Below are 20,661 nucleotides of genomic sequence, written 5' to 3' on the forward strand. Positions count from 1 at the left end.
CCCTGTCATCTCTTATTTTTCAGCGGCTGACCTTTAAAATATCGGTCCAAATCCTCCATGATTACCGCAAAAGAATTGCTTCCCACATTGCTGGTCGTGCCGGCTAAATGTGGAGTCAGTGTTACATTATCCATCTTCAGAAGCGGGTTATCCCTAGAAATGGGTTCCTGGGCAAAAACATCCAGAGCCGCCCCGCCGATCTCGTCATTTTGAAGGGCCCAGATCAACGCATCCTCGTCCACTAGGCCTGCTCTGGCTGTGTTCACAAAGATCGCTGTTTTTTTCATCTTGGCGAACTCCTCCTTTCCGATCATCCCTCTGGTGGCCTCACACAGTCTCGCGTGAATCGTCACATAATCGGAAATCCTCAGAAGAGTGTCCAAAGATACTGGCTGTGCTCCCAGCTTTTGCACCTTCTCTGACGGCATATATTCCTCATAGGCCACCAGATTCACGCCAAAGGGTTTTAGCCTCGCCGCCACCATCTGTCCGATGTTTCCAAAACCAATGATGCCCACGGTCTTTCCCGCCATATTATGGGAATAGGGAAAATTTCTGAACCGTATCTTCCACTCTCCCTGGCTGGACACCAGATTGCTTCTCACAATATTTCTGGTCTCCGCAATCATCAATGCCACCGTATAGTCGGCCACCGGAGCTGCCACCCTGCCAGGGGAACAAATCACGTCGATGCCTCTTCTTTTCGCTTCCTCTAGATTGACATTCTCCACACCACTTCTGAGTACTCCGATCAGTTTCAGCTTCTTCGCCGCGTCCATGATCTCCTTTCCCACCGCCGCAAAATCTGTGATGAGAATTTCCGCGTCCTTAACCTTTTCCAGCACTTCTTCCGGGACGCTCGTCCACTCCGGTCCTTCCTGTTCTGTCCTTAAAATATAGGAAGCTCGTTCTTCTTTTGTCTCTCCTAGGTTTACCTCTATCACATCCACCTCGACATCTTCATAGGAGTCAAACACCTTTTTATTTTCCAGAATGTCACTGGCCGTGATGGAAAAATCCGCCATAAACAATATCTTCATACTTATTCCCTCCAAATCAATATCTTTTCTCCGTCATCGGCGGCAGAATCTGTTTTGTCTTAAACCACCGGATATGCTTCTTCGTCTCCTCGTAGGCAGTCTGAAAATTCGCGGCCGCAATGGGAAAATGCGGAGAGTTCTCTGGCAGATTCTGAGCTGTTGACAGCATGTTCTTTGCCGTCTTTACCACCAATGCCGTACAGATATTGATCTTATTGATTCCTCCCTCCACAACCTTTGAAAAATCTTCCTCCCCAAGTCCAGAGGCTCCATGGAGCACCAGTGGAATATCCAGTTCCTTTCGTATCTCTTTCAACACATCCAAATTCAGCACCGGCCGTTCCTTATAGAGTCCATGAGCAGTTCCAATCGCAACTGCCAGAGCATCACAATCGGTATCCTCTGCAAATTTTTGGGCCATAAACGGCTCTGTATAGATGGAATGGTCGTCCGTTCCCAATGCTTCATGGGAAGTCGTATTCGCCCCCACATGACCAATCTCCGCTTCCACATCCACCCCACAGGCATGTGCCATCTCTATCACTTTTCTGGTCACAGCCACATTCTCCTCATAGGGCAGCATGGAGCCGTCAATCATTACGCTGGTAGCTCCCACACGAAGCGCACAAGCGCAGGCCTCATAGCTGGGACCATGATCTAGATGCAAGCATACCGGAACCGACGAATGGCGGCAGCGGTTTGCTAAATAATTATAAAAATTAGGATAATAATCCGGCCGGTTCACCACCTTTGTATTTCCAAACATCATAATAATCGGTGTCCTCATATCCTCCGCTGCACACAGAACTCCCTCCGCAAACATCGGGTCAAACACCGTAACTGCTGCAACTGCATATTTTTCTGGAATTGCATATTTTGTAATTTCTCTCAATGTTACAAGCGCCATCTTTTCTCCTCCTAACCAATTAGGTATATTCTCATTTTCTGTCTTTTCGACCAGTAATTTTGTTTAATAAAAGTATAGCAAGCCTGTAATTTTTTCTGAATGAACTCTGATGACTAAACCATTTAAATTTATGACTTCGATGGCGTCTGAAGAGCTGTACTTGCCTCTTCCCTCTTTGGGATTTTCAGTGTTATAACTGTTCCCACTCCCCGTGTACTTTGCACTTCTATAATATTTTCTGTATTGTAATACAGTCGAAGCCGCTCCACCGTAGACCGGACTCCAAATCCTCTCTCTTGGCTTTTTACATCCCCTCCCAGCATTTTGCTGATCTGTTCTTCGTCCATCCCGGCACCATTATCTTCAATCTGTATCCTCACGCTGTTCTCATCACCTTTTACACGAATGGCAATCATTCCCCCTGTCTTTTTCTGATTAATTCCATGAAAGATCGCGTTTTCCACGAACGGCTGGATTGTCAGCTTCAAAATCCGAATATCCATAACGGTCTCGTCCATGTCGTACACAACTTGAAATTCTCCGTCAAAACGATATTTCATAATAATCAGATAATTCTCGATAATCTTAACCTCCTCAGACATTAAGATTACTTCTTCTCCTTTGTGGAGGCTGAAACGATAATACTTTCCCAAAGCCTGCATAATGATAAAAATATCATCTGTCCGGTTCATCAGCGCAAGCGCACTGACCGCATCAAAACTGTTATAGAGAAAATGAGGTCTGATCTGAGCCTGCAAAAGACTCAGCTCATATTTTCGTTTGCGCTTTTCTCCTTCCTCCATCCGCTCAAACATCTCCTGCATCTCATAAAGCATCGCATTATAACGCCTTTGGAGCTGATTGATTTCTTGGTTGACATTGATTACCTGGACAGTCACAAACTTCTTGTCATCTAAAGCTGACATAGAAGCCAGCATGTACTTTAAAGGTCTATTTATTTTTGACGAAAAATACGCCGTACCCAAAATCAACATCGTGGTGCTGATTCCCAGCAAAACTCCCACTTTCAAAAATAACCTTTTATATTCATTGCTGATTTGGTTGTAGCCCAATGCCAGTGTCTCACTCCAACCGTCTGTGAGCGGAAGCTTTATCACTCCATATCGCTCATTTTGAGAAGTCACTGTGTTCATCTTCTGCCAGCCGACTCGCTGCTGGTCCTCCAGCAATTTCCACAAATCTTCTCCCTGGTCCTCTGTGGAATAGAGCTCTTCTCCTTTTTCATCCTGCATCAAAAAAAATGTATCATATTCCTTTAACACCTGAGTATAAGCCTCACGAATGCTGCTGGTATTAAGATTCATCAACAAAATGCCTATTGGTTGCTGTGTATCGATATCGTTAATTACCCGAATGAACGACACGTAATTCTCTTCTAGAGATTCCTCTTTCAAAAACCCCCCGATGTTTCTGACCAGACAGTATCCTCCCTGGGCTTTCATCACCTCTTCATACCAGCTGGCTTCAGAGATGTCCACTGTCTTCTCTCTGATATAGCTGCCGCTGGATGCCGCATATTTATTTCCTTTAAAATCATATACATAGATTGCATCCACGACCGTACTGCCCACAATCGTATAAAAAGCATCCATTTGAGTTCGTTTGGAAACTTCCGGCTGATTCACTAGCATCTTTTGCGTGGACGCGTTAAACATAATTACCTTTGAGTATTCATCAGCACGTTCTATCAAGGACCTGAAGTTCGTCTGGACCCGATAGCCATCTCTCTTTAAGACCTCCTCCATCTTGTCCTTTACCGTGCTGTTTTCAAACTGCAGCAAGAGCACGAGCATTCCCAAAAATACAACTCCCATCACAGCTCCATAGAAATAAATCAACTGATTTCGAAAGGTCCAATTTTGAATTTTTCTTTTTAAATACTTCATGCTGCAAAATCCCTTCATTAAGTCTGCTCATACATTCCAAAATGGAGCGTCCTCATATCGGACGCCCCACCCTCACTTCTTATTTTAAGATCATAACACCTTTGATATAGTCTACATCCCGCATCTTCTGCATGGTAGGCATAAGTTCCTCCAAAGAGTAAAACTTATGCGTCAAGAGCTTCTCAAACGGAAATTCTTGATAGCGCTCCAACAGATGAAATGCTTTGTCAAACACCCTCTGACTGTTGGATGCCAAGCTGTTGATTTTCACATTTTTGCTGAAAATCAACTGAGGCAGCTCCACCTCAAAGGTTTCACCGAATCCAAAGGGAACTCCCACCTCCACATAAGTTCCCAATTTTCTCACCAACTCTAATCCTTCGATGGACGCACGGGTATTATTGGCACACTGGATAACCAAATCCGGGCCTCCGTCTGTGATCTCACGGATATAACGGAAACGTTCTTCTTTTTCCATCTTGTTGCTGTTGATTACATAATCACATCTGGAAATCTCCTGAGCTTTTTTCAGCTTTTCATCCTTATGCCCCGTGAGAATCACATTCCGGCATCCCATAATCTTCAGCAGCATTGCCGTCATGATACCGATCGCTCCTTCGCCGATTACCACTGCATTGGTATTCGTATTCAGTGATTCTCCCAGTACACCCGGTTCTGTCTGGGCCATCTCAATTGCCCTCGCGCACACAGCCAGAGGGTCCAAAAGACTTGCAATCTCGCTTGGCATATCTTCGGGCAGCTTCCACACATAGGTTCCAGGGAAAATATACACATACTCTGCAAACCCGCCTTTAAAGTGAGGAACTTCATAGGCGTCAGCCGTGTACTTGCTGTGACCAAAGGTCTCCTGACCGCCATACATAAAGGCATTCTCGCAGACCATGCACACTCCATTTCCATGGCGCATACACTCCGGACAAGTCCCACAGGTAATCCAGGGATACACCGCAATCCGGTCTCCCACCTTCAACGGCCCACTGAAAGAATAGATCGTCTCATTGGCTCTCTCTCCCATCTCCACAATTTTACCTGTGAACTCATGGCCCAGGGGACTCGGTTGTGCCGGCGTAGAGCGAATCGAGTGGGCATCCGAGCCGCAGATAGAAGTCGCTTCTATCTTGATTAACATCCCGTCATCTTTCACCTCAGGAAGCGGAAAGCTCTCAATATCCAGATGGTTCGGCCCTTTCAGAACCGCCATCTTTGCCATCTTTTTCTCTGCCATTTTTTATTCTCTCCTTTATTCACCGATTCCTGCCTGCAACTGTTTTGCAAACTCTTCTCCGGACGTGATGTTCCCTGCATATACCTCCGATACCAAATCCAGCCATGTCTGTGCGTCATTAGAGTCAAACAGGGTATCCCATGCCAGAGAATATCCCGTCGCGTCCGCGGAATAATCAATGATCTCTTGATTTAAGAAATCCACATTGGCTTTTGCCTCGTCAGATACCTCCCAAGTCACCAGACCTCCGTCAGCCTCTGCCCAGGCGCGCACCAGATACTCCATCACCTCATAGGTCTCCTCCGGGTACTCACATTTGCTGCTCATACACAGACCATCAATCGCACCGCCGAAATATTGATTCGGGTCTGCCCCATCCAGCAGTGGGAACCGAACCGCCGTGACGCTGTCCTTGATCGCGCTGTCCTCCGCGATCGCCTGTGCAGAATAATTGGAGTTCGTATACATCATCGGATTCTCTCCCCGGGTAAAGGCCGCGTACGCCTCCTCGTTGGACAATCCCATCGCGCCGTCATTGAACGCGCCTGCGTCAATCATCTCTATCACATAATCGCAAGCCTGGGCCACATACTCATTGTCCAAAGATGTCTCCTTAAACGCCATCTTATTCGCCTCGTCGGTGCCTGCCAACTGAATGACGAATTCATTGATATACTGCTGGCATGGCCACTGATCTTTGGCGCCCAATGCAATCGGCTGGATTCCCTTTTCACGGAAAGTCTTGCAGACCTCAATCAGCTCGTCGAAGGTAGTGGGAATTTCCAGATTGTTTTCCTCAAACAAAGTCTTATTGCAGTACAGCGCTCCTACCCACTTGTTGGCGGTCAGCCCATAGGCTTTCCCGTCAAACTCAAACATATCCAGGGCCCCAGTCTTCAGACTCTCTTTCGATTCCTCACTGATATAGTCGTCAATGGCCGCTACTTTCCCTGCATCCACAAAGGACTCCATAAATCCAGCTCCCCAGGTCATAAAGATATCTGGAGTCTCATCCGCTGCCACCATAGCCTTAATCTTTTCCTTATAAGATTCAATCGCTACCGCTTCTGACTCAATATTATACTTGTCAGCAAAATGTTCCTTTGTCTGTTCCAGCGCCTTGTTAAAGTTCACCGCGACACTTTCACTGTTACTCTCCACATAGTCGGTAAATACACTAATCGTAGGCTTTCCCTCGCCGCCCTCTTGTGCACTGGAATTTGCCTCATCCGAAGAACCGGAACCGCAGCCAGTCAGCATTGCCGCCGTCATAGATACCGCCAGTGCCACAGATAATAATCTTTTTTTCATAGTTTCCCTTCCTCCTTTACGCTTTCTTTTATTGATTGATATTTCCTATCATAACTCTCCCAATCCTGTGTCCCGTCCGGCAGAAAAACCTCCTTTTCAAAAGAATTTTCCGCAATTTTCCAGCCTTCCTCCAGCGTCTGAATCTGACCATCCGCCTTCATCTGCATCAAAATATTTCCTATACACGCTGCCTCCGAAGGTCCGGCGATCACCGGAACCTCCACTGCATCCGCTATCAATTGATTTAAAAAACGGTTTCTGCTGCCCCCGCCCACAATACAAAGAGAAGTAATCTTCTCTCCGGATATCTCTTGTAGTTGTCGTGCCGTACGTCTATATCGAAGGGCCAGACTTTCGTAAATACATCTGCTAAGCGCTCCCATTCCCTGCGGCATCCTTTGTCCGGTCCTTGCCAGGTATCTCTCAATTTTTCCGTGCATATTTCCCACATTGAAAAATTCTGACCTGTCCACGTCTATCACAGCCGCAAACTCTTCTGCTTTTGCTGCTGCATCTGTAATTTCTTCCCAGGAATATTTTCTGCCTTCTGCCTCCCACTCTCTTTTACACTGGGTAATCATCCACATCCCCATAAAATCTCTGTGAGTCTTATAGAAGCTATTCCCAAATTTGGAACTGGCAAAATTATATTGCCTCGCCCTGTCCTTAGCAGGCGGTTCTTTCGTCACCACTCCCATGATCGACCAAGTCCCGCTAGAACAAAAAGCCTGTCCAGGCACATGGGGAACCGCAGCAATTGCTGAAGCAGTATCATGAGATAAAACTGGCGTATAGTTTATCCCTTTCAAATGTAACTCTTCCAGGAGTTCTTTTTTGACTGAAAAAGACTTTTCTCCCCCGTGAATGACTTTTGGATAAATATCTGCCGGCAAACCCAGTTTTTCCAAAATATCCACATTCCAGGTCTCAGACTCCACATCCAAAAGCATCGAAGTCACCGCATCTGAATACTCGCTGAAGCACTCACCCGTCAGAAAATATCCCAGAAGGTCCGGCAGCATCAGTAAAGTTCCCGCATACTCTAACCCAGAATCCTCTCTTAGTTTTCTCTCATAGAGCTGAAACAATGTATTGCCGTCCAGAAAATGGGTCCCTGTCTTCTCATAGAGCACCTTCTCCCCGATCTTTTCCGTCACCGCTTTTCTTCCGGCTCCCTGCGTATTTCTCTCACACACAGACGTTCCTATAGGATTTCCCTGGCCATCCAGCAGTCCATAATCTGTCCCCCAGGTGTCGATTCCCACGCTGACCAGCTCTGTCTTGTTCCGACATTTTTGTCCCGCTGTCTTCAGGGATTCCTTTAAATTCTGAAGCATCATGAAAGTATCCCAATAGCAAATTCCATTGATCTCCACAAAAAAATCAGGAAAACGGTTTACCTCCTCCAAAATAAGTTTTTCTCCGTCGTAATGTCCCAGGATTCCCCGCCCGCTGCTGCCTCCATAGTCCATTGCAAGATAACTGCGCACCATAGCTATTTCCCGTCCATTTCTCTTAACTGTTCCTCTGTCATCCACTGAATCTCTTTTCCTGTCTGCCTCGCCATGTGGATAGATTTCGCCGTGTTCTCACATACCTCCAGCATATCGTAGGCTGCATGCAAAGACACTGCTGTGAACACCGCTCCTATATTCCGAATCAGGGCAAACGGAGCATCAATCCTAGCCTCTGCGGCAAGCCTTTCTCCGTCTTCCAAAAACTCTTCTGCCGAATATTCCCGGCAGCTAAACAGTACTCCGTAACACTCCGGTATAAAATTTACCCGATAGGGTTCCTCTGTCGCAGCAAACATCATCGTATAAGGGGCAGTCGAAAAAATCATCCCTCTGATCTTCGGATTTCTGTCATACACCAGACTGACAAACCTAGCAAATCCATCTGGATAACTTTCCCCTTCATATTTTCCGTCCGTCACCTTCACAAAATCATCCGGTTCCAGATACGCATTATCCCGTTCTCCAGGAGAGATCAAAAAGGAATGCTCATCAATCCTGGCAGAGACCACTCCGGAAACCGCGGTAAACAGTTTATTCTCATAAGCCCTCACTGCTGTGTCACTTAATTCTCTGCGCAGCTTTTTCTCTTCACTGGTCATAACGGTATTTCTATCCACTTTGCTCAAGGGTCTCTGGAAATATGCTCTACAGCTCCTTTGCAGCTCTTCGTTCATCCCCTGGGGCTGCCCGAAGACATAGGCATTCATCTCCGTCACCGCGTTGGCCTCTAGCTCGTCGAATCTGGCAAAAGCCTCGAAAATATCCTTTTCGCTGGAGAGAAACACACCGTGATTTTCCAAAATCGCTGTATCACTTCCACTCTCAAAAACCGCCGCCACCCGACGGGCCAGCTGCATAGAGCCTGGTAGACCGTAAACTGCTATCTGTGTATCACCATTCATCCGATGAGCCAACGGATATAAGCTGGTATCCACGGTCTGATGAAGCGTACTCATACTGGTCACAGCCGGCGGATGCGCGTGCAGAATCGCTTTGATATCTCTTCTCACCTTATAGATCTCTCTATGTATCAAATATTCCGACGTGGGTTTGTGGTGTCCTATATAAGAACCATCCGGCAAAACCTGTACCACATCTTTGGGAGTCAGTGAGGACTTGTCGATTCCCGATGGGGATACCCACATAATCCCTTCTTCATCTAGAATCGAAAGATTCCCTCCCGATAAAGTGGTAAGCTGCCTTGCATAGATTCTCTTCATCACCGTACAGATCTGCTCTGCCGGATGCATTGTCTGTCTGTTCATTCCTTTCCTCCTATGCTTTCGGAGCACGTCCCGTATCCCTGAAGGACTTGTCTTGCTTTGCGCGCCGGACACGGTCGCCTTTTGTCTATTCTTATCACTTGGGAAAATTATATCGGCTGAGACAGTCTTATGGAATGTAATTCCATGACTGTTTCCTTAAAATTAATTACTTCTTATTCCACACAGCCGACAGTGAGCAAAATATTTGCAAATGTGCGCTGTTCCCCTGTGGAGACCGCAAGCTTCAAAACTCCCTCTTCCATGCAGGCAGCGTAAAAATCATACCGCACCAACTCTTCCAACTCCAAATCCGGCAGCTCCCTGCGAAATTCTCCGAAAATCTCCGGTTCTCTGTCGTCTTCCGGCACCATCACCTGGGCCTTCTCAATCTCACATACACTGTGTATGGCTGCCAAAACCTCTATCACCGATGGAACTCCCGGCCCAAGCCCGAGAAAAATTTTCACTCCGCTGCTTTTCTCCTCGAGAGGATAGTTTCCATCCGCAATCAGAATTTTACTCCCATGCCCGCACAATGCCAGCTGGTGAATCAGTTCTGGATGAATTAGTTTTCCTTTCAGCATACTTTCGTCCCCTTCTCTTCCTCCCTAAGCTCGCCTAATTTTCCTCCGGGATGCCATCGCACATACTGTTGAGGGGTAACATGCTCCTGAGACTGAAGTACCACGCTCAATGCCTGAAGCACCATCGTCTCCATGATGATCGACATTCTCGGCGCCCGATTCAAAACGCCGCCTTCTTCTCTCACACCTGCAAACAAATGAACATCGCTTTGTTTCGCCAGCCAGGAAGCCGGATTTCCACTGACGCCAATCACTTTACAGCCATTGTTCTTTATGGCCTGAACCGTCGCACGCATTTCCGCCGTCTCTCCGCTGTTAGAGATGAAAATCACCACATCATTCTCTTTCAGCTGGCCACAGGACCCGTGAACCGCCTCTGTCCCGTGCAGAAAATATGCTGGGGTCCCCGTAGAAGACATCAAAGACGCAATATAACCCGCGATATGCGCTGGTTTTCCAATTCCTGAGATATGAAGACGGTTTCCTGCCTCTTTCGCCTTCTGAATCAAGTCTGCCGCCTGTTCCACTTCTTCATAACGTATATTTTTCACAAACTCAGAAAATTCACTCTCAGCTACTTGAAAAAATTTGCTGTAATCTACATAACAATTTTTTTCCATCTCAAACCTCCTCAATGCCCGCAGTCTCTGGTTTCAGATTTTGTTTTTTTAAGACTGCCAGCTCTGGAAATACAATCTCCTCTTTTTTCAAAAGCTGTTCCACCTGCTCCAATTCTGGCAGAGAAGGCAGAGCTCCCATTCCCGTGACCGTGATTGCAGCCACATGATTGGCAAAAGTCAGCAGCTCTTCCCAGTCCAGCCCACAACAAAACCCTGTACAAAAAGCTCCCACAAAAGAGTCCCCCGCCGCAGTGGGGTCTACTGCCGTGATTCCTCTCACACAGGGAGCATAATAACAGCCGCTCCTGTTACAAAGCGCTGCTCCCCCAGAGCCAAGTGTTATCAACACATTTTTTACACCTTTATCCAGCAGCTTTCCCGCTGCCTTTTTTACATCCTCCTGGTTGATTTCTCCGCCCCGACGATGTATTTTAATTCCTGTCAAATCTTCCACTTCGTGCTCGTTCGGAGAAATAAAAGTCAGGTGACTTAAAAACGTATCTGACAGCGGAGCACTTGGAGCGGAATTCAACATCACCGGAACCCCTTTCTCATAGGCATAGGCTGCTATCTGTTCATTGATTTCCATGGATATCTCCAACTGCAAGAGCACCATGTCGTATTCTGCGATCTCTTCTTTTAAAAACTCAATTTCCTGCGGTCTGATAGAATGATTTGCACCTGGAACCACGAGAATTCGGTTCTGCACGGAGCCGTCTTCCTTCTCTTCTAGTACAATCAACGCGCACCCGGAAGGCTGTTCCTCATCCAGCAGCACATGAGCCGAATTTACCCCGGATTCCTGGCAGGCTGACAGAAGCTCCCGCCCATTGCCGTCCTGGCCCAGCTTTCCCACCATCGTAACTTCCGCTCCCAGCTTTGCAGCCTGAGCAGCCTGGTTCAGCCCTTTGCCTCCCGGTGCCTTTCGAAAAGTGGTGCCTAACACCGTCTCTCCCTCACCAGGTACTGTCTTTGTGACCGCAATCTGGTCCAGCACAAAGCTGCCCGCAACTAATATTTTCGGCCTCCTCATAATGTCTCCTCCCCTCATTGTTCATCCGTCAGCTTGACTCACAGACAGTCATTCTCCAAAAGTGTCTCATAAAGTCTTCTCTCTTCCCTCTTAGACAGAGGCAAAAATGGTTCTCTGCACAGACCGCAGTCATATCCCTGAAATTTCAAAGCTGCCTTTACTCCCTTGAACACCCCGACCTCACAGAGAACCTGTATGACACGGTTTGCCTGATCTTGAAGCTTCAGCGCCTCCCGCTGTTTTCCTTCATTCATAAGCTTCGCAAGCCGTACAAATTTCTCTGCCATAAAATTAAACGTGCTTCCAATTGCAGCCTCTGCTCCCACAGAAAACGCACAGAGCAGAATCTCGTCATGACCGATAAATATGTTTTTCTCAGGATATTCTTGAATCAACTGCTGTAGCTGGAACAAATCATAGCTGGTGTGCTTCATCCCAATAATATTTTCATTTTCAAACAACCTTTGTATGTCCTCTTTTTTGAAAGTGACTCCTGACATAGCAGGGATATTGTAGAGAATCACCGGCATCTGTGCTCTCTCGGCCAGCGTATTGTAATAGTGAATGTATTCTTCCATACAAAAAGGAAAGTAAAAAGGCGGAACGGATGAGATCGCAGAAACCCCCGCTCTCCTGGCGTGGTCTGCCAGTGCTAATCCATGTTCTGTGGCAAATACACCGACATTCGCAATCACCGACGCCTCCGTTCCCTGTACTGCCTCCATGACAGCCTCCAACGCATACTTTCTCTCATCCATGGACAAAAGATAGGACTCCGCTGTGCTGCCTCCCACATAAAAGCCAGCCACGCCCTGGCGCAGATTTTTTTCCACCAGTCTTTGCATCCTGTCTGCATCTACTCGTCCCTTCTCATCGAAGGGTGTAACCAGCGCCGGAAAAATTCCTCTGTATTCTTTCATCGTTTCTCCTTAAACCTAAACCTCTTCCATCGCGTAACGAAAAACGATGGATTTTACCTGCATCACTTCCTCCAGCACAGAGGAAAGACACTCTCTGCTGTTGCCGCTGTTTTTCTTTCCGCCTCCAAAGGGCAGTTCCACAGCCCGAAAGCTCCCGGCACCGTTTACAGCCACATGTCCGGCACGAAGCGCGCTCACTACCTTCATAGCTTTCTTTAAATCATTGGTGATTACGCCGCTGCCAAGGCCATAGTCTGTGCTCTCCGCAATCTCAATGGCTTCCTCAACGGTGTCAAAACCAATAATCGGATATACCGGACCAAACACCTCCATATCTCTGGCGATGTCCATCTCTTTGGTCACATCCACTAAGACCGCCGGTTTTATGGCCGCTCCCTTTCGCTCCCCGCCATAGATCAGTTTTGCCCCCTGCGCGACTGTATGGGCAATTTCCTGTTCTACGCCCTTGGCTGCCTCCTCGCTCACCAAGGTTCCCATGGTGGTGCCAGCTTCCAGTGGGTCTCCCATCACCACCTTCTCTAAAACCTCATCAATCAGTCTTCTCACGAACTCCTCCTTGCGGGAATTGTGAATGATAAATCTCTTAGACCCGCTGCAGCACTGGCCCGCATTCCTGGTCCGATCCACTGCCTCCCGCACGGCCAAATCCATGTCCGCATCTTCCAGTACGATAAATGGGTCATTTCCTCCCAGTTCAAATTTATAATCCGTCAGATATTTGGCAGCCGTCTTTGCAATACTAAGTCCTGCCTGGACACTGCCTGTCATATTCACCTGAGCAATTCTGCTGTCATCCACCAGCCAGTCTCCCACCTTTGAGCCGCTGCCTGTGACGCACTGGCATGCATCAGCCGGCACTCCTGCTTTTGCCAAAAGCTTACAGACCGTCATGACAGATAGAGGATTGACGCTGGCTGGCTTCGTGATAATAGAATTTCCTGCCATCAGCGCCGGACCTGATTTATAAGCCCACAGAGCCAAAGGGAAATTAAAGGGTATGATACATACGATCACTCCCCGGGGCTCATAGACTGTCACCTGCAAATCCGTGTCATAGCCTGGCTGTGTTCCCCTAGGCATAGTCTTTCCATAGTGATGCTTCATCACCTCTATCGACCCTTCGAAAATATAACAAAGCTCGTCTACCTCTCCGTAGGAATCCCCAATGGGTTTTCCGGTCTCCATGGTCAACAGTCTCGCCAAGTCCTCTCTCTTCTCTTTGACGAGACCGACAAATTTTTTGAGTACCTCCGATTTTTCCCGGATATTCTTTTGATTCCAGGTTTTTTGCCCTTCCACAGCCCAAGTGATACACTCGGTTACATCCTCCCGTGTGGCCGCCGGAACCGTATCCAGCAATTTTCCATTATATGGATTGACAACCTCAATCACTGCACTGTCCCTGGAATCTCTCTCTTCCCCATGAATAAACATTTTCATCTTTCAGTCCCGCCTTTCTATCTCAAAAATTCACTGTTCAGTTCCAAGCCCAATCCCGGCTTATCCGGTATCGTCAAAATCCCTTCTTCCGGTACTGGAGCGTCTTTAAAGACCATGGCCGTGATATCCTCAAACAAAAACAATCTCTCCAAAAATGCTCCATTGGCAGCAGCGCTCACCAAATGCATGTGAATATGCTCCATCGCATGAGGAGCAAAAGCCAGATTCCACGCCTGTGACAGTGCAATCACCTTCAGCATCTCCGTGATGCCGCCGCACCTGGTCACATCCATCTGAAGATAATCCACGGCTTCACCTAAGATCAGGTCTCTCGCTCCATACCGTGTGTACTCATGCTCCCCGGTTCCCAGCGGAATATCGGTTCCCTGGCGGAACCTGCGCAGCCCCGGTATATCATCTGCAAATACCGGTTCCTCAAAAAACAAAATGTCGTACTCTCGAATTTCATTAGCCAGCCGCACCGCATCCCCACTGTGAAAGGCATTATTGGCATCTACCATGAAGCCGATATCCGGTCCAATCGCCTCTCTAACCTTCCGGCACCTTTGGGTATCTCTTCGGATATTCCTTCCACCCTCAACGCCCACCTTCAACTTAATCATCTTATAACCGCGTCTTACCATCTCCAAGGCCTCTGCCACCAAGGCATCATCGTCATAGGAGGTCCAGCCGCCGCTGGCATAAACCGGCACTTTCTTTTTATTTCCTCCAAGCAGGCGATACAGCGGTAAATCCATAATTTTTCCTTTTAAATCCCACAGAGCAATATCCACGGCACTCAGCGCGCAAAAGGACAGCCCCTTTCGTCCTACTCCTCTGGCATAGTGAAACAGCTCTTCCCAGATCTCTTCTGTCTCAAAGGGGTCCCGACCAATCAGCTTTGGACCATAGTACCTTTCAATCATCTCCTTAATTGCCTCACCCCCTACTTCATGGTAGGTGACACCGATTCCCGTCAGCCCCTGGTCTGTGTTCACCCGAATAACACACATTCCCACAGTCTCTACTTTTCTGGTAGCGTCCTGAAATCCGGTCTGTACTGGTGATGCTATCAAATCTGCTCTGACTTCCCTTATCACATGTCTTATCATCTCAGACCACCTCTCACATCTTCTAAATTGTTTTCATTATAACGGGAAGTCCTCAAAAAACAGATGTGTCTAAATTACTTTTCCTTTCAATTTTATGACTCTTTGGGCAGTGCCTCTCTTTCCTGTGTCTTCCTTCAGAAGCTTTTCCTTGTAGCCAGGTTTTCTCTGTGTTAAAATAAAGGCACTTCTATTCGGCGGTTCCGCCGCAGATTTTTCTTACTGTTTTTCTAAAATTCTATTTCAATAAAAGAAAGGTCCAAAACCTGCTTCTTTTATCCTTTACATCCCCAAACCCTCGTTCTATAATGAAAGGAGAATCCTATGAAACCATTGAAACAATTAAAAGACTTGACTCTGTTAGACCGTTTCCTCTTTTCAGAGGTTATGGAGAATCCCAAATATCTCGAGACAATCCTGGAGATTATTCTGGGACGGGATGTCCTGCTCCGCTGCCTTCCCCAAACCGAAAAGGAACAGAGACGTTCTCCTTTGTACCGCCATATCCGCCTGGATGTCTGGGGTCAGGACCTGGAAGGGACCGTCTACGACGTGGAAGTCAAAAGCAAAACACCTTCAATCTTTGTAAGAGAAGCCGCTACTACCAAGGACTGATCGACAGCAAGCTCCTGGAACCGGGGCAGGTGGACTTCAACGCGCTGGGCGACACCTACATTATCATCATCGCTCCCTTTGATCTATTTGGGGAAGGGCGGTATCAGTATACCTTCGAGATGCGCTGCAAGGAAAACCCGGAAATTTCCCTGGAAGACGGCGCCGTGCGGATTTTCCTGAACACCCGCGGCCAGAATCCTCAGGACGTAAGCCCGGAGCTGGTGGAACTGCTCTCCTTTATCGAGCACACGAACCAAACTCCCGCAGATGGCTATGACAGCCCAAAAGTCCGGGAACTTCAGCGGCAGGTATCACAGATCAAGTCCAGTGAAGAAATCGGGGTGAAATTCATGCAGGCTTGGGAAGAACGTGAGTTGGATAAAAAAGAAGCCCGGGAAGAGGGACGTCTGCTCGGACAGGAAGAAGGCAAATTTCTCCTCTTAAAAAATCAAATCCAAAAAAGCTCCAAAAGGGCCTCTCCCCAGAGGAGATTGCCAAGGCTTTGGAGGAAGAGCTCTCCACCATTTTAGCTTTGATAAAAGAGCTCTGATTGTGTCCGCTGCCTGGTAAAAGGCACTGTGTGCCGGCAACGTGCGTCTGGCACAGCCCGCAGCGGAGTGAGGACCTGCTCCCGCAGGCCTGACAGCCATTTGTGGGCTTATCGTGTAAACAAAAAGGAGCCGAAGAGGCGGCCCGTGTACCCTCCTCAAAAATAGGGATGAATGTGCAGGGCCGAATGCTCTTTGGTTCCTTTTTTGTGTCCGGCCAGGGGGCAGCCCCTTCTGGCTGTCTTACTTTCATTTGCGTGGTTTTCTTTTCTCTAACGGTTCCTCTTCCAATGTCTGCTGTACAGGATGGCTACTCCTAATCCCGTGGATAGAGCTAACAGGGCTGCCAGACCATCTTATCGTTTCTCAACTCCTCCCAGTACCGTGTGCTTCTAATTTTGGGGAAAGTCTCTGACTTACAGAAATGTAAGAAACCTCTTTGAAATGTAAGATAAATCGATGGATACTTTCTCTTGCTTTTTTTATAATGTCTGCTGTGAAAACAAATCAAAATTGGAGGTTTTTCAATGAACACGATTGCACTGCAAAAGAATCAGACTGCTGGCAAAAAATGGGGATTCTCTTCCTGCTCCCTGAAAATACTGGCACTGTTTCTCATGACTCTGGATCACATCTATGTTTATCTGGGAGACGCCCTTTTATCCGCCCCTCACATCTTTACTCTGCTTGGCCGAATCTCCGCTCCTCTTTTTCTATTCGTCATGGCGGAAGGATTTTCCCATACGCACAATAGACTGTCGTATTTAAAAAGACTCTATATCGCCTCGGTTCTTATGTCCATCGGCAACCTTCTGATAAATACCTATCTCCCGCATCCCAAGGGAGCCATGGTTATCAACGGTATGTTTGCGACTCTGTTTGTGACAGGTCTCTACATATGAGGAATTGAATTGTTAGCGGCCAGTATCCGGCAGAAAAAATGGAAAAAAGCCCTCCTGCCCATGACAATGCTCTTGATGCCAGTATGTTCTGGGATAGCTGTCCTAGAAATTATGAGCAGTTCGCTTTCCCAATCATTGCCATCTATACTACAGCTTCTACTTATTCTGGCTCCCTCGCCTATTTTTGTGGAAGGTTCTGTTTGCTGGGTAATATTAGGAATAGGATTTTATTTTTTCCGAAACCATAAAGTACGACTATCTCTTTTCTATATACTGGTTTCAGCGCTTTTCCTTCTTTCGGCGGCCAGCGAAGGAATGACCTATGAAAACCTGTTTATTCTCAACGATCAATGGTTTTGATTCTCTCCCTGCCGTTTATGCTCCTGTACAATGGAACGCGGGGGAAAAAGCTGAAATATTTCTTCTATGTGTACTATCCTCTGCATGTGTATCTGCTAGTTATCCTCGCCAGAGTCCTGGCATAATCTTTGATCTCACATTTCGGATAGCATCGCGGAAGTAAGATTATGTAGATATCCATGCCAGAATTACTGTCCTGTACAATTCCATGTCCCGCACATGCAAAGAGACGCCGCGGCCTCACCGCTGCAGCGTCTCTTCACATGAACATTCCTTAATGTCCGCACTTCTTTTACTTCTATAACCTCTCCAAATCCACCCGGTTCAATTCCTCGGTATCCGACACGACTTTTTCCGCCTCTCCCAATATCCTCTCATCTCCGATGCCGATACACTTCATGCCTCCGGCATGAGCCGCCTGGACGCCTGCCTGAGCGTCTTCCACCACAATACATTCCTCACAGGGAACGCCCAAAAGCTGCGCCGCTTTCACGAAGACCTCCGGGTCCGGTTTTGGCCGTTCCACCAGATTTCCATCCACAATCACATCGAATTTGGAATCCAAGCCCAGCTTTTCTAAGATCATCCGTCCGCTTTTGCTGGCTGACCCCAGAGCTGTCTGATATCCCTTATTCTTTAATTTTTCCAGAAACTCCGGGATGCCCGGCAAAATCTCCGACCCGTCGATGGATTCAATCATCTCCAGATAATAGCGGTTCTTCCGGTCCGCCAGCTTTTGCTTCTCTTCTTCAGAATATCCGGTGATACCGCCCACTTCCAGTACAATGTTCAAGGACTCCATCCGGCTTACGCCCTTTAACCTCTCATTATGACTGATATCAAAATCAAACCCCAGCTCCTTTGCCAGCTTCTTCCAGCCCAGATAGTGATACTTCGCCGTGTTGACGACCACTCCGTCCAAATCAAAAATTACTGCTCTCATACTACTTCTTTCTGCCTCTCCATTTCTAAACTGATAACCGCTTTCAGGCTGTCCTTAAAAAGATACTCCTGCTCTCCTGCCTTCACACGCAACGGGCAAGACAAAAGTTCTTCCGTGTGCAGTTCCACTGTTTTGTTTGTGACTTTAAATCGGATGTCCTGGCCTGCCACCGTCAGTTGGAACTCCATGGACTGCCATCTGTCCGGAATGTGGGGCTGTATGTACAAGACATCTCCTTCATAATGTACTCCCGCAAATCCGAAGATCAGGCAGTTCCAGATACCACCCAGGGATGCTGAGTGAATTCCATCCGTACTGTCATATGGATTGTCATCCAGATCGACTACCAAACATTTATCAAAAAATTCCTCCGCCAAATCCATTGCCCCGATCACCGCACAAGCCTGTGCATGGGCACAGTAGCTCAGTGAAGAATCATGAATTGTCCTCTTCTCATAGAACAGGACATTTTTTCTCACATACTCTTCTCCGACAAGATGGGGAAACAGATTCAGCAGCATCACCACATCTGCCTGCTTCAGAACCTGCATATTGACGATCTCATCTCTGGAATAATCCAACAGTACTGCCTGCTTAATCTGTGACTTTTTATACTTCTCAATATTTTCTAGACAAGGCTTTGACAGGAACGTATCATCCTGGGGAATAATTCCATCCTCCCCAGGAGAAGGTAGATAGATATTCTTTAAAAAACTCTCCCAGTCTCTCATCCTTCTTTGAAGCTGAAATTTCCTATCCATGGACATATACAACCTTGGATTTTGTTTTTTTAAGTCCTCAGCATAGGCGTATGCTATCTTGACACAATAGGCCGCCATATAGTTGGTATACGCATTGTTGTCAATGTGTTCCGTATACTCGTCCGGGCCAATCACATCATAAATTCCAAACTTCTCCTTCTTTTCATCCCATCTAGCACAGGTCGCCCAGAACTGCGCCGCCTCAAAAGCCATCTCATAACCATATTGATTCATGAACTCCTGGTCCTTTGTCGCCTCATAGTACTGATTCAGCGCATAGACGATATCCGCGGTCACATGATACTCCTTGATTCCTGACCAGACCTTGTTGGCCTTACCCGTATAAATGTTTAAAGCAGCATACAGCGGCGTCTCTTCTTCTCCGGTCTTGGCTGCCTCCCACGGAAACATCGCTCCGGCAAAACCGTAGTCTCTGGCCTTCTTTCTGGCCCCTTCCAGCCCCAAGTAACGAAATTTCAAAAGATTTCTGGCAGTCTCGGGATAGGTATACAGCAAAGAGGGGAAAAGAAAGATCTCAGTGTCCCAAAATACATGTCCTTTATATCCTTCACCGGTCAGTCCTTTTGCCGCAATACTGCTCTTGTCGGTGTGCCATGGTGTCATACCTTGAATGTGGTACTGGGCAAAACGAATCGCTGCTTCTTCCTCCTGACTGATTCCTTCTATTTTTAACCCGGAACGGCTCCAAAAGTCCCGCATCACTCTCTCATGCTTCTGAAACAGAATGTCATAGCCGGATTTTGATGCATTGGCGAGAATATTCTCTCTCTCCTTCTGCTTCTCCTCATCCTCCATCTGGTTCATATATGTAATTTTTTCAAACACTGCTTCTGTTTTTCTATCCACGGCCACGGTCAAAGATTCATAGATTCCCCTTCGACACAGCTTAAAGTCTTTCGTCCTCAACGTTCCGCTCTTCACACTACACTGTGTGAGAACTGTGACAGAATTGTCCTTCAGCTCTCCTCTCATTTCCATCCTCTCTCTGTCGTACACACGACAGTCCACCTTATTGAAATGAGATACTCCGCTGTTAGTTTCCTGTCCATTGATTCCCGTCTTTAAGCGAATCTCTCCTGCCTTCTCATCCAAAAAGCTGACTTTAAAGTCCTGGACAAAAAGGTGTCTGTCATCCCTGGACGCAAAACGCCGGTTCTGGATCTGAATCAGTCTTCCTAAGCTTAACCGAAACTGATAGTTAATCTGTAGCTCTCCTGTCATAAGATCCAATTTTCTCTCGCATGAAACCAATTCTGTCCGGTCCGGACAGATCTCCTCCCCGTTGACAATCAATCCCATCCAGGTGACATCCGGACAATTTACAAGCTCCGTGACCTCGTCTTCATAAGCCCTGTTAAATGCTCCGCTTAAAAACATTCCCCTGTTTTCATTGACCAGGGACAGCGGATGAGCCGCACGGACTCCCATATACCCATTGCACTGAGCAAACACAGACTCTGTCTTCAATTCAAAATCTGGTGAAAAACCAGACTCCTTTAGCCACAATCTGCCTTCCTGTCTATCTGTCTCATAATGAATCATAAAGCTTTCTCCAATCCTCGTTCAAAGCGGACCTGCCGCTTCAACCACT

At 47.2% G+C, this 20,661-nt stretch carries 20 protein-coding genes; 5 read left to right on the forward strand and 15 right to left on the reverse strand.

The window, feature by feature from the left end; all coding sequences use genetic code 11:
• Positions 1-5 precede the first annotated feature (5 nt).
• From BLHYD_RS16250 to BLHYD_RS16310, 13 genes are all read right to left on the reverse strand, one after another.
• Entirely contained in the window at positions 6-1,040 is a 1,035-nt protein-coding gene (locus BLHYD_RS16250) for a 2-hydroxyacid dehydrogenase (RefSeq protein WP_005951888.1), read from the reverse strand.
• Positions 1,041-1,056: 16 nt separating this feature from the next.
• Positions 1,057-1,947, reverse strand: coding sequence for a class II fructose-bisphosphate aldolase (locus tag BLHYD_RS16255; RefSeq protein WP_005951891.1), 891 nt, complete (start codon positions 1,945-1,947; stop codon positions 1,057-1,059).
• 128 nt (positions 1,948-2,075) lie between these two features.
• A complete protein-coding gene (locus BLHYD_RS16260; RefSeq protein WP_196795186.1) occupies positions 2,076-3,854 on the reverse strand; it encodes a cache domain-containing sensor histidine kinase in 1,779 nt (592 codons plus the stop codon).
• A gap of 79 nt (positions 3,855-3,933) precedes the next feature.
• Positions 3,934-5,100 (reverse strand): zinc-dependent alcohol dehydrogenase, encoded by a 1,167-nt coding sequence (locus BLHYD_RS16265; RefSeq protein WP_005951895.1) that lies wholly within the window; start codon positions 5,098-5,100, stop codon positions 3,934-3,936.
• A 15-nt stretch (positions 5,101-5,115) separates the two neighbouring features.
• Entirely contained in the window at positions 5,116-6,411 is a 1,296-nt protein-coding gene (locus BLHYD_RS16270; protein WP_005951897.1) for an ABC transporter substrate-binding protein, read from the reverse strand.
• Positions 6,408-7,949, reverse strand: coding sequence for a rhamnulokinase (locus BLHYD_RS16275; RefSeq protein ID WP_155799596.1), 1,542 nt, complete (start codon positions 7,947-7,949; stop codon positions 6,408-6,410). The genes BLHYD_RS16270 and BLHYD_RS16275 overlap by 4 nt, the downstream gene beginning before the upstream one ends.
• Positions 7,907-9,193 (reverse strand): class II aldolase/adducin family protein, encoded by a 1,287-nt coding sequence (locus tag BLHYD_RS16280; protein ID WP_005951901.1) that lies wholly within the window; start codon positions 9,191-9,193, stop codon positions 7,907-7,909. The genes BLHYD_RS16275 and BLHYD_RS16280 overlap by 43 nt, the downstream gene beginning before the upstream one ends.
• Before the next feature lie 173 nt (positions 9,194-9,366).
• Positions 9,367-9,777: an RbsD/FucU family protein gene (locus tag BLHYD_RS16285; protein WP_005951905.1), complete on the reverse strand. Its 411-nt coding sequence runs from the start codon at positions 9,775-9,777 to the stop codon at positions 9,367-9,369.
• Positions 9,771-10,397: a KpsF/GutQ family sugar-phosphate isomerase gene (locus BLHYD_RS16290; protein ID WP_005951907.1), complete on the reverse strand. Its 627-nt coding sequence runs from the start codon at positions 10,395-10,397 to the stop codon at positions 9,771-9,773. Before BLHYD_RS16290 ends, BLHYD_RS16285 begins: the two co-directional genes overlap by 7 nt.
• A gap of 1 nt (position 10,398) precedes the next feature.
• Positions 10,399-11,430, reverse strand: coding sequence for a ribokinase (locus tag BLHYD_RS16295; protein ID WP_313901937.1), 1,032 nt, complete (start codon positions 11,428-11,430; stop codon positions 10,399-10,401).
• Between the two features lie 38 nt (positions 11,431-11,468).
• Positions 11,469-12,350, reverse strand: coding sequence for an N-acetylneuraminate lyase (locus BLHYD_RS16300; protein WP_005951912.1), 882 nt, complete (start codon positions 12,348-12,350; stop codon positions 11,469-11,471).
• A gap of 15 nt (positions 12,351-12,365) precedes the next feature.
• Positions 12,366-13,811: an aldehyde dehydrogenase family protein gene (locus BLHYD_RS16305; RefSeq protein WP_005951914.1), complete on the reverse strand. Its 1,446-nt coding sequence runs from the start codon at positions 13,809-13,811 to the stop codon at positions 12,366-12,368.
• A 17-nt stretch (positions 13,812-13,828) separates the two neighbouring features.
• Positions 13,829-14,923 (reverse strand): mandelate racemase/muconate lactonizing enzyme family protein, encoded by a 1,095-nt coding sequence (locus tag BLHYD_RS16310; RefSeq protein WP_005951916.1) that lies wholly within the window; start codon positions 14,921-14,923, stop codon positions 13,829-13,831.
• A 321-nt stretch (positions 14,924-15,244) separates the two neighbouring features.
• On the opposite strand from BLHYD_RS16310, the gene BLHYD_RS16315 reads away from it, so the two are divergent.
• The 5 genes from BLHYD_RS16315 (at position 15,245) to BLHYD_RS17565 (ending at position 17,470) form a co-directional block, all read left to right on the forward strand.
• A complete protein-coding gene (locus BLHYD_RS16315; RefSeq protein WP_005951918.1) occupies positions 15,245-15,535 on the forward strand; it encodes a hypothetical protein in 291 nt (96 codons plus the stop codon).
• Positions 15,536-15,564: 29 nt separating this feature from the next.
• Positions 15,565-16,065, forward strand: a complete 501-nt coding sequence (locus BLHYD_RS16320; RefSeq protein WP_005951920.1) for a hypothetical protein — start codon at positions 15,565-15,567, stop codon at positions 16,063-16,065.
• Positions 16,066-16,610: 545 nt separating this feature from the next.
• On the forward strand, positions 16,611-16,985 hold the full coding sequence (locus BLHYD_RS16325; protein ID WP_005951927.1) for a TraX family protein: 375 nt from the start codon (positions 16,611-16,613) through the stop codon (positions 16,983-16,985).
• Between the two features lie 9 nt (positions 16,986-16,994).
• The gene (locus BLHYD_RS16330) at positions 16,995-17,345 is read left to right on the forward strand and encodes a hypothetical protein (protein ID WP_005951929.1); all 351 of its coding nucleotides are present in this window, start codon (positions 16,995-16,997) and stop codon (positions 17,343-17,345) included.
• A gap of 17 nt (positions 17,346-17,362) precedes the next feature.
• Positions 17,363-17,470: a TraX family protein gene (locus tag BLHYD_RS17565; RefSeq protein ID WP_369124191.1), complete on the forward strand. Its 108-nt coding sequence runs from the start codon at positions 17,363-17,365 to the stop codon at positions 17,468-17,470.
• A 173-nt stretch (positions 17,471-17,643) separates the two neighbouring features.
• On the opposite strand, the gene pgmB is transcribed toward BLHYD_RS17565, so the two are convergent.
• A complete protein-coding gene (pgmB, locus tag BLHYD_RS16335; RefSeq protein WP_005951934.1) occupies positions 17,644-18,288 on the reverse strand; it encodes a beta-phosphoglucomutase in 645 nt (214 codons plus the stop codon).
• Positions 18,285-20,612 (reverse strand): glycoside hydrolase family 65 protein, encoded by a 2,328-nt coding sequence (locus BLHYD_RS16340; RefSeq protein WP_005951936.1) that lies wholly within the window; start codon positions 20,610-20,612, stop codon positions 18,285-18,287. The genes pgmB and BLHYD_RS16340 overlap by 4 nt, the downstream gene beginning before the upstream one ends.
• Positions 20,613-20,661 lie beyond the last annotated feature (49 nt).

This window comes from Blautia hydrogenotrophica DSM 10507 (assembly GCF_034356035.1).
GTDB lineage: Bacteria > Bacillota > Clostridia > Lachnospirales > Lachnospiraceae > Blautia_A > Blautia_A hydrogenotrophica.

Coding starts and splice junctions, on each gene's coding strand:
- BLHYD_RS16250 (WP_005951888.1), bottom strand. CDS start 1,040: ATGAAGATATTGTTTATGGCGGATTTTTCCATCACGGCCAGTGACATT.
- BLHYD_RS16255 (WP_005951891.1), bottom strand. CDS start 1,947: ATGGCGCTTGTAACATTGAGAGAAATTACAAAATATGCAATTCCAGAA.
- BLHYD_RS16260 (WP_196795186.1), bottom strand. CDS start 3,854: ATGAAGTATTTAAAAAGAAAAATTCAAAATTGGACCTTTCGAAATCAG.
- BLHYD_RS16265 (WP_005951895.1), bottom strand. CDS start 5,100: ATGGCAGAGAAAAAGATGGCAAAGATGGCGGTTCTGAAAGGGCCGAAC.
- BLHYD_RS16270 (WP_005951897.1), bottom strand. CDS start 6,411: ATGAAAAAAAGATTATTATCTGTGGCACTGGCGGTATCTATGACGGCG.
- BLHYD_RS16280 (WP_005951901.1), bottom strand. CDS start 9,193: ATGAACAGACAGACAATGCATCCGGCAGAGCAGATCTGTACGGTGATG.
- BLHYD_RS16285 (WP_005951905.1), bottom strand. CDS start 9,777: ATGCTGAAAGGAAAACTAATTCATCCAGAACTGATTCACCAGCTGGCA.
- BLHYD_RS16290 (WP_005951907.1), bottom strand. CDS start 10,397: ATGGAAAAAAATTGTTATGTAGATTACAGCAAATTTTTTCAAGTAGCT.
- BLHYD_RS16295 (WP_313901937.1), bottom strand. CDS start 11,430: ATGAGGAGGCCGAAAATATTAGTTGCGGGCAGCTTTGTGCTGGACCAG.
- BLHYD_RS16300 (WP_005951912.1), bottom strand. CDS start 12,350: ATGAAAGAATACAGAGGAATTTTTCCGGCGCTGGTTACACCCTTCGAT.
- BLHYD_RS16305 (WP_005951914.1), bottom strand. CDS start 13,811: ATGAAAATGTTTATTCATGGGGAAGAGAGAGATTCCAGGGACAGTGCA.
- BLHYD_RS16310 (WP_005951916.1), bottom strand. CDS start 14,923: ATGATAAGACATGTGATAAGGGAAGTCAGAGCAGATTTGATAGCATCA.
- BLHYD_RS16315 (WP_005951918.1), top strand. CDS start 15,245: ATGAAACCATTGAAACAATTAAAAGACTTGACTCTGTTAGACCGTTTC.
- BLHYD_RS16325 (WP_005951927.1), top strand. CDS start 16,611: ATGAACACGATTGCACTGCAAAAGAATCAGACTGCTGGCAAAAAATGG.
- BLHYD_RS17565 (WP_369124191.1), top strand. CDS start 17,363: ATGCTCCTGTACAATGGAACGCGGGGGAAAAAGCTGAAATATTTCTTC.
- pgmB (WP_005951934.1), bottom strand. CDS start 18,288: ATGAGAGCAGTAATTTTTGATTTGGACGGAGTGGTCGTCAACACGGCG.
- BLHYD_RS16340 (WP_005951936.1), bottom strand. CDS start 20,612: ATGATTCATTATGAGACAGATAGACAGGAAGGCAGATTGTGGCTAAAG.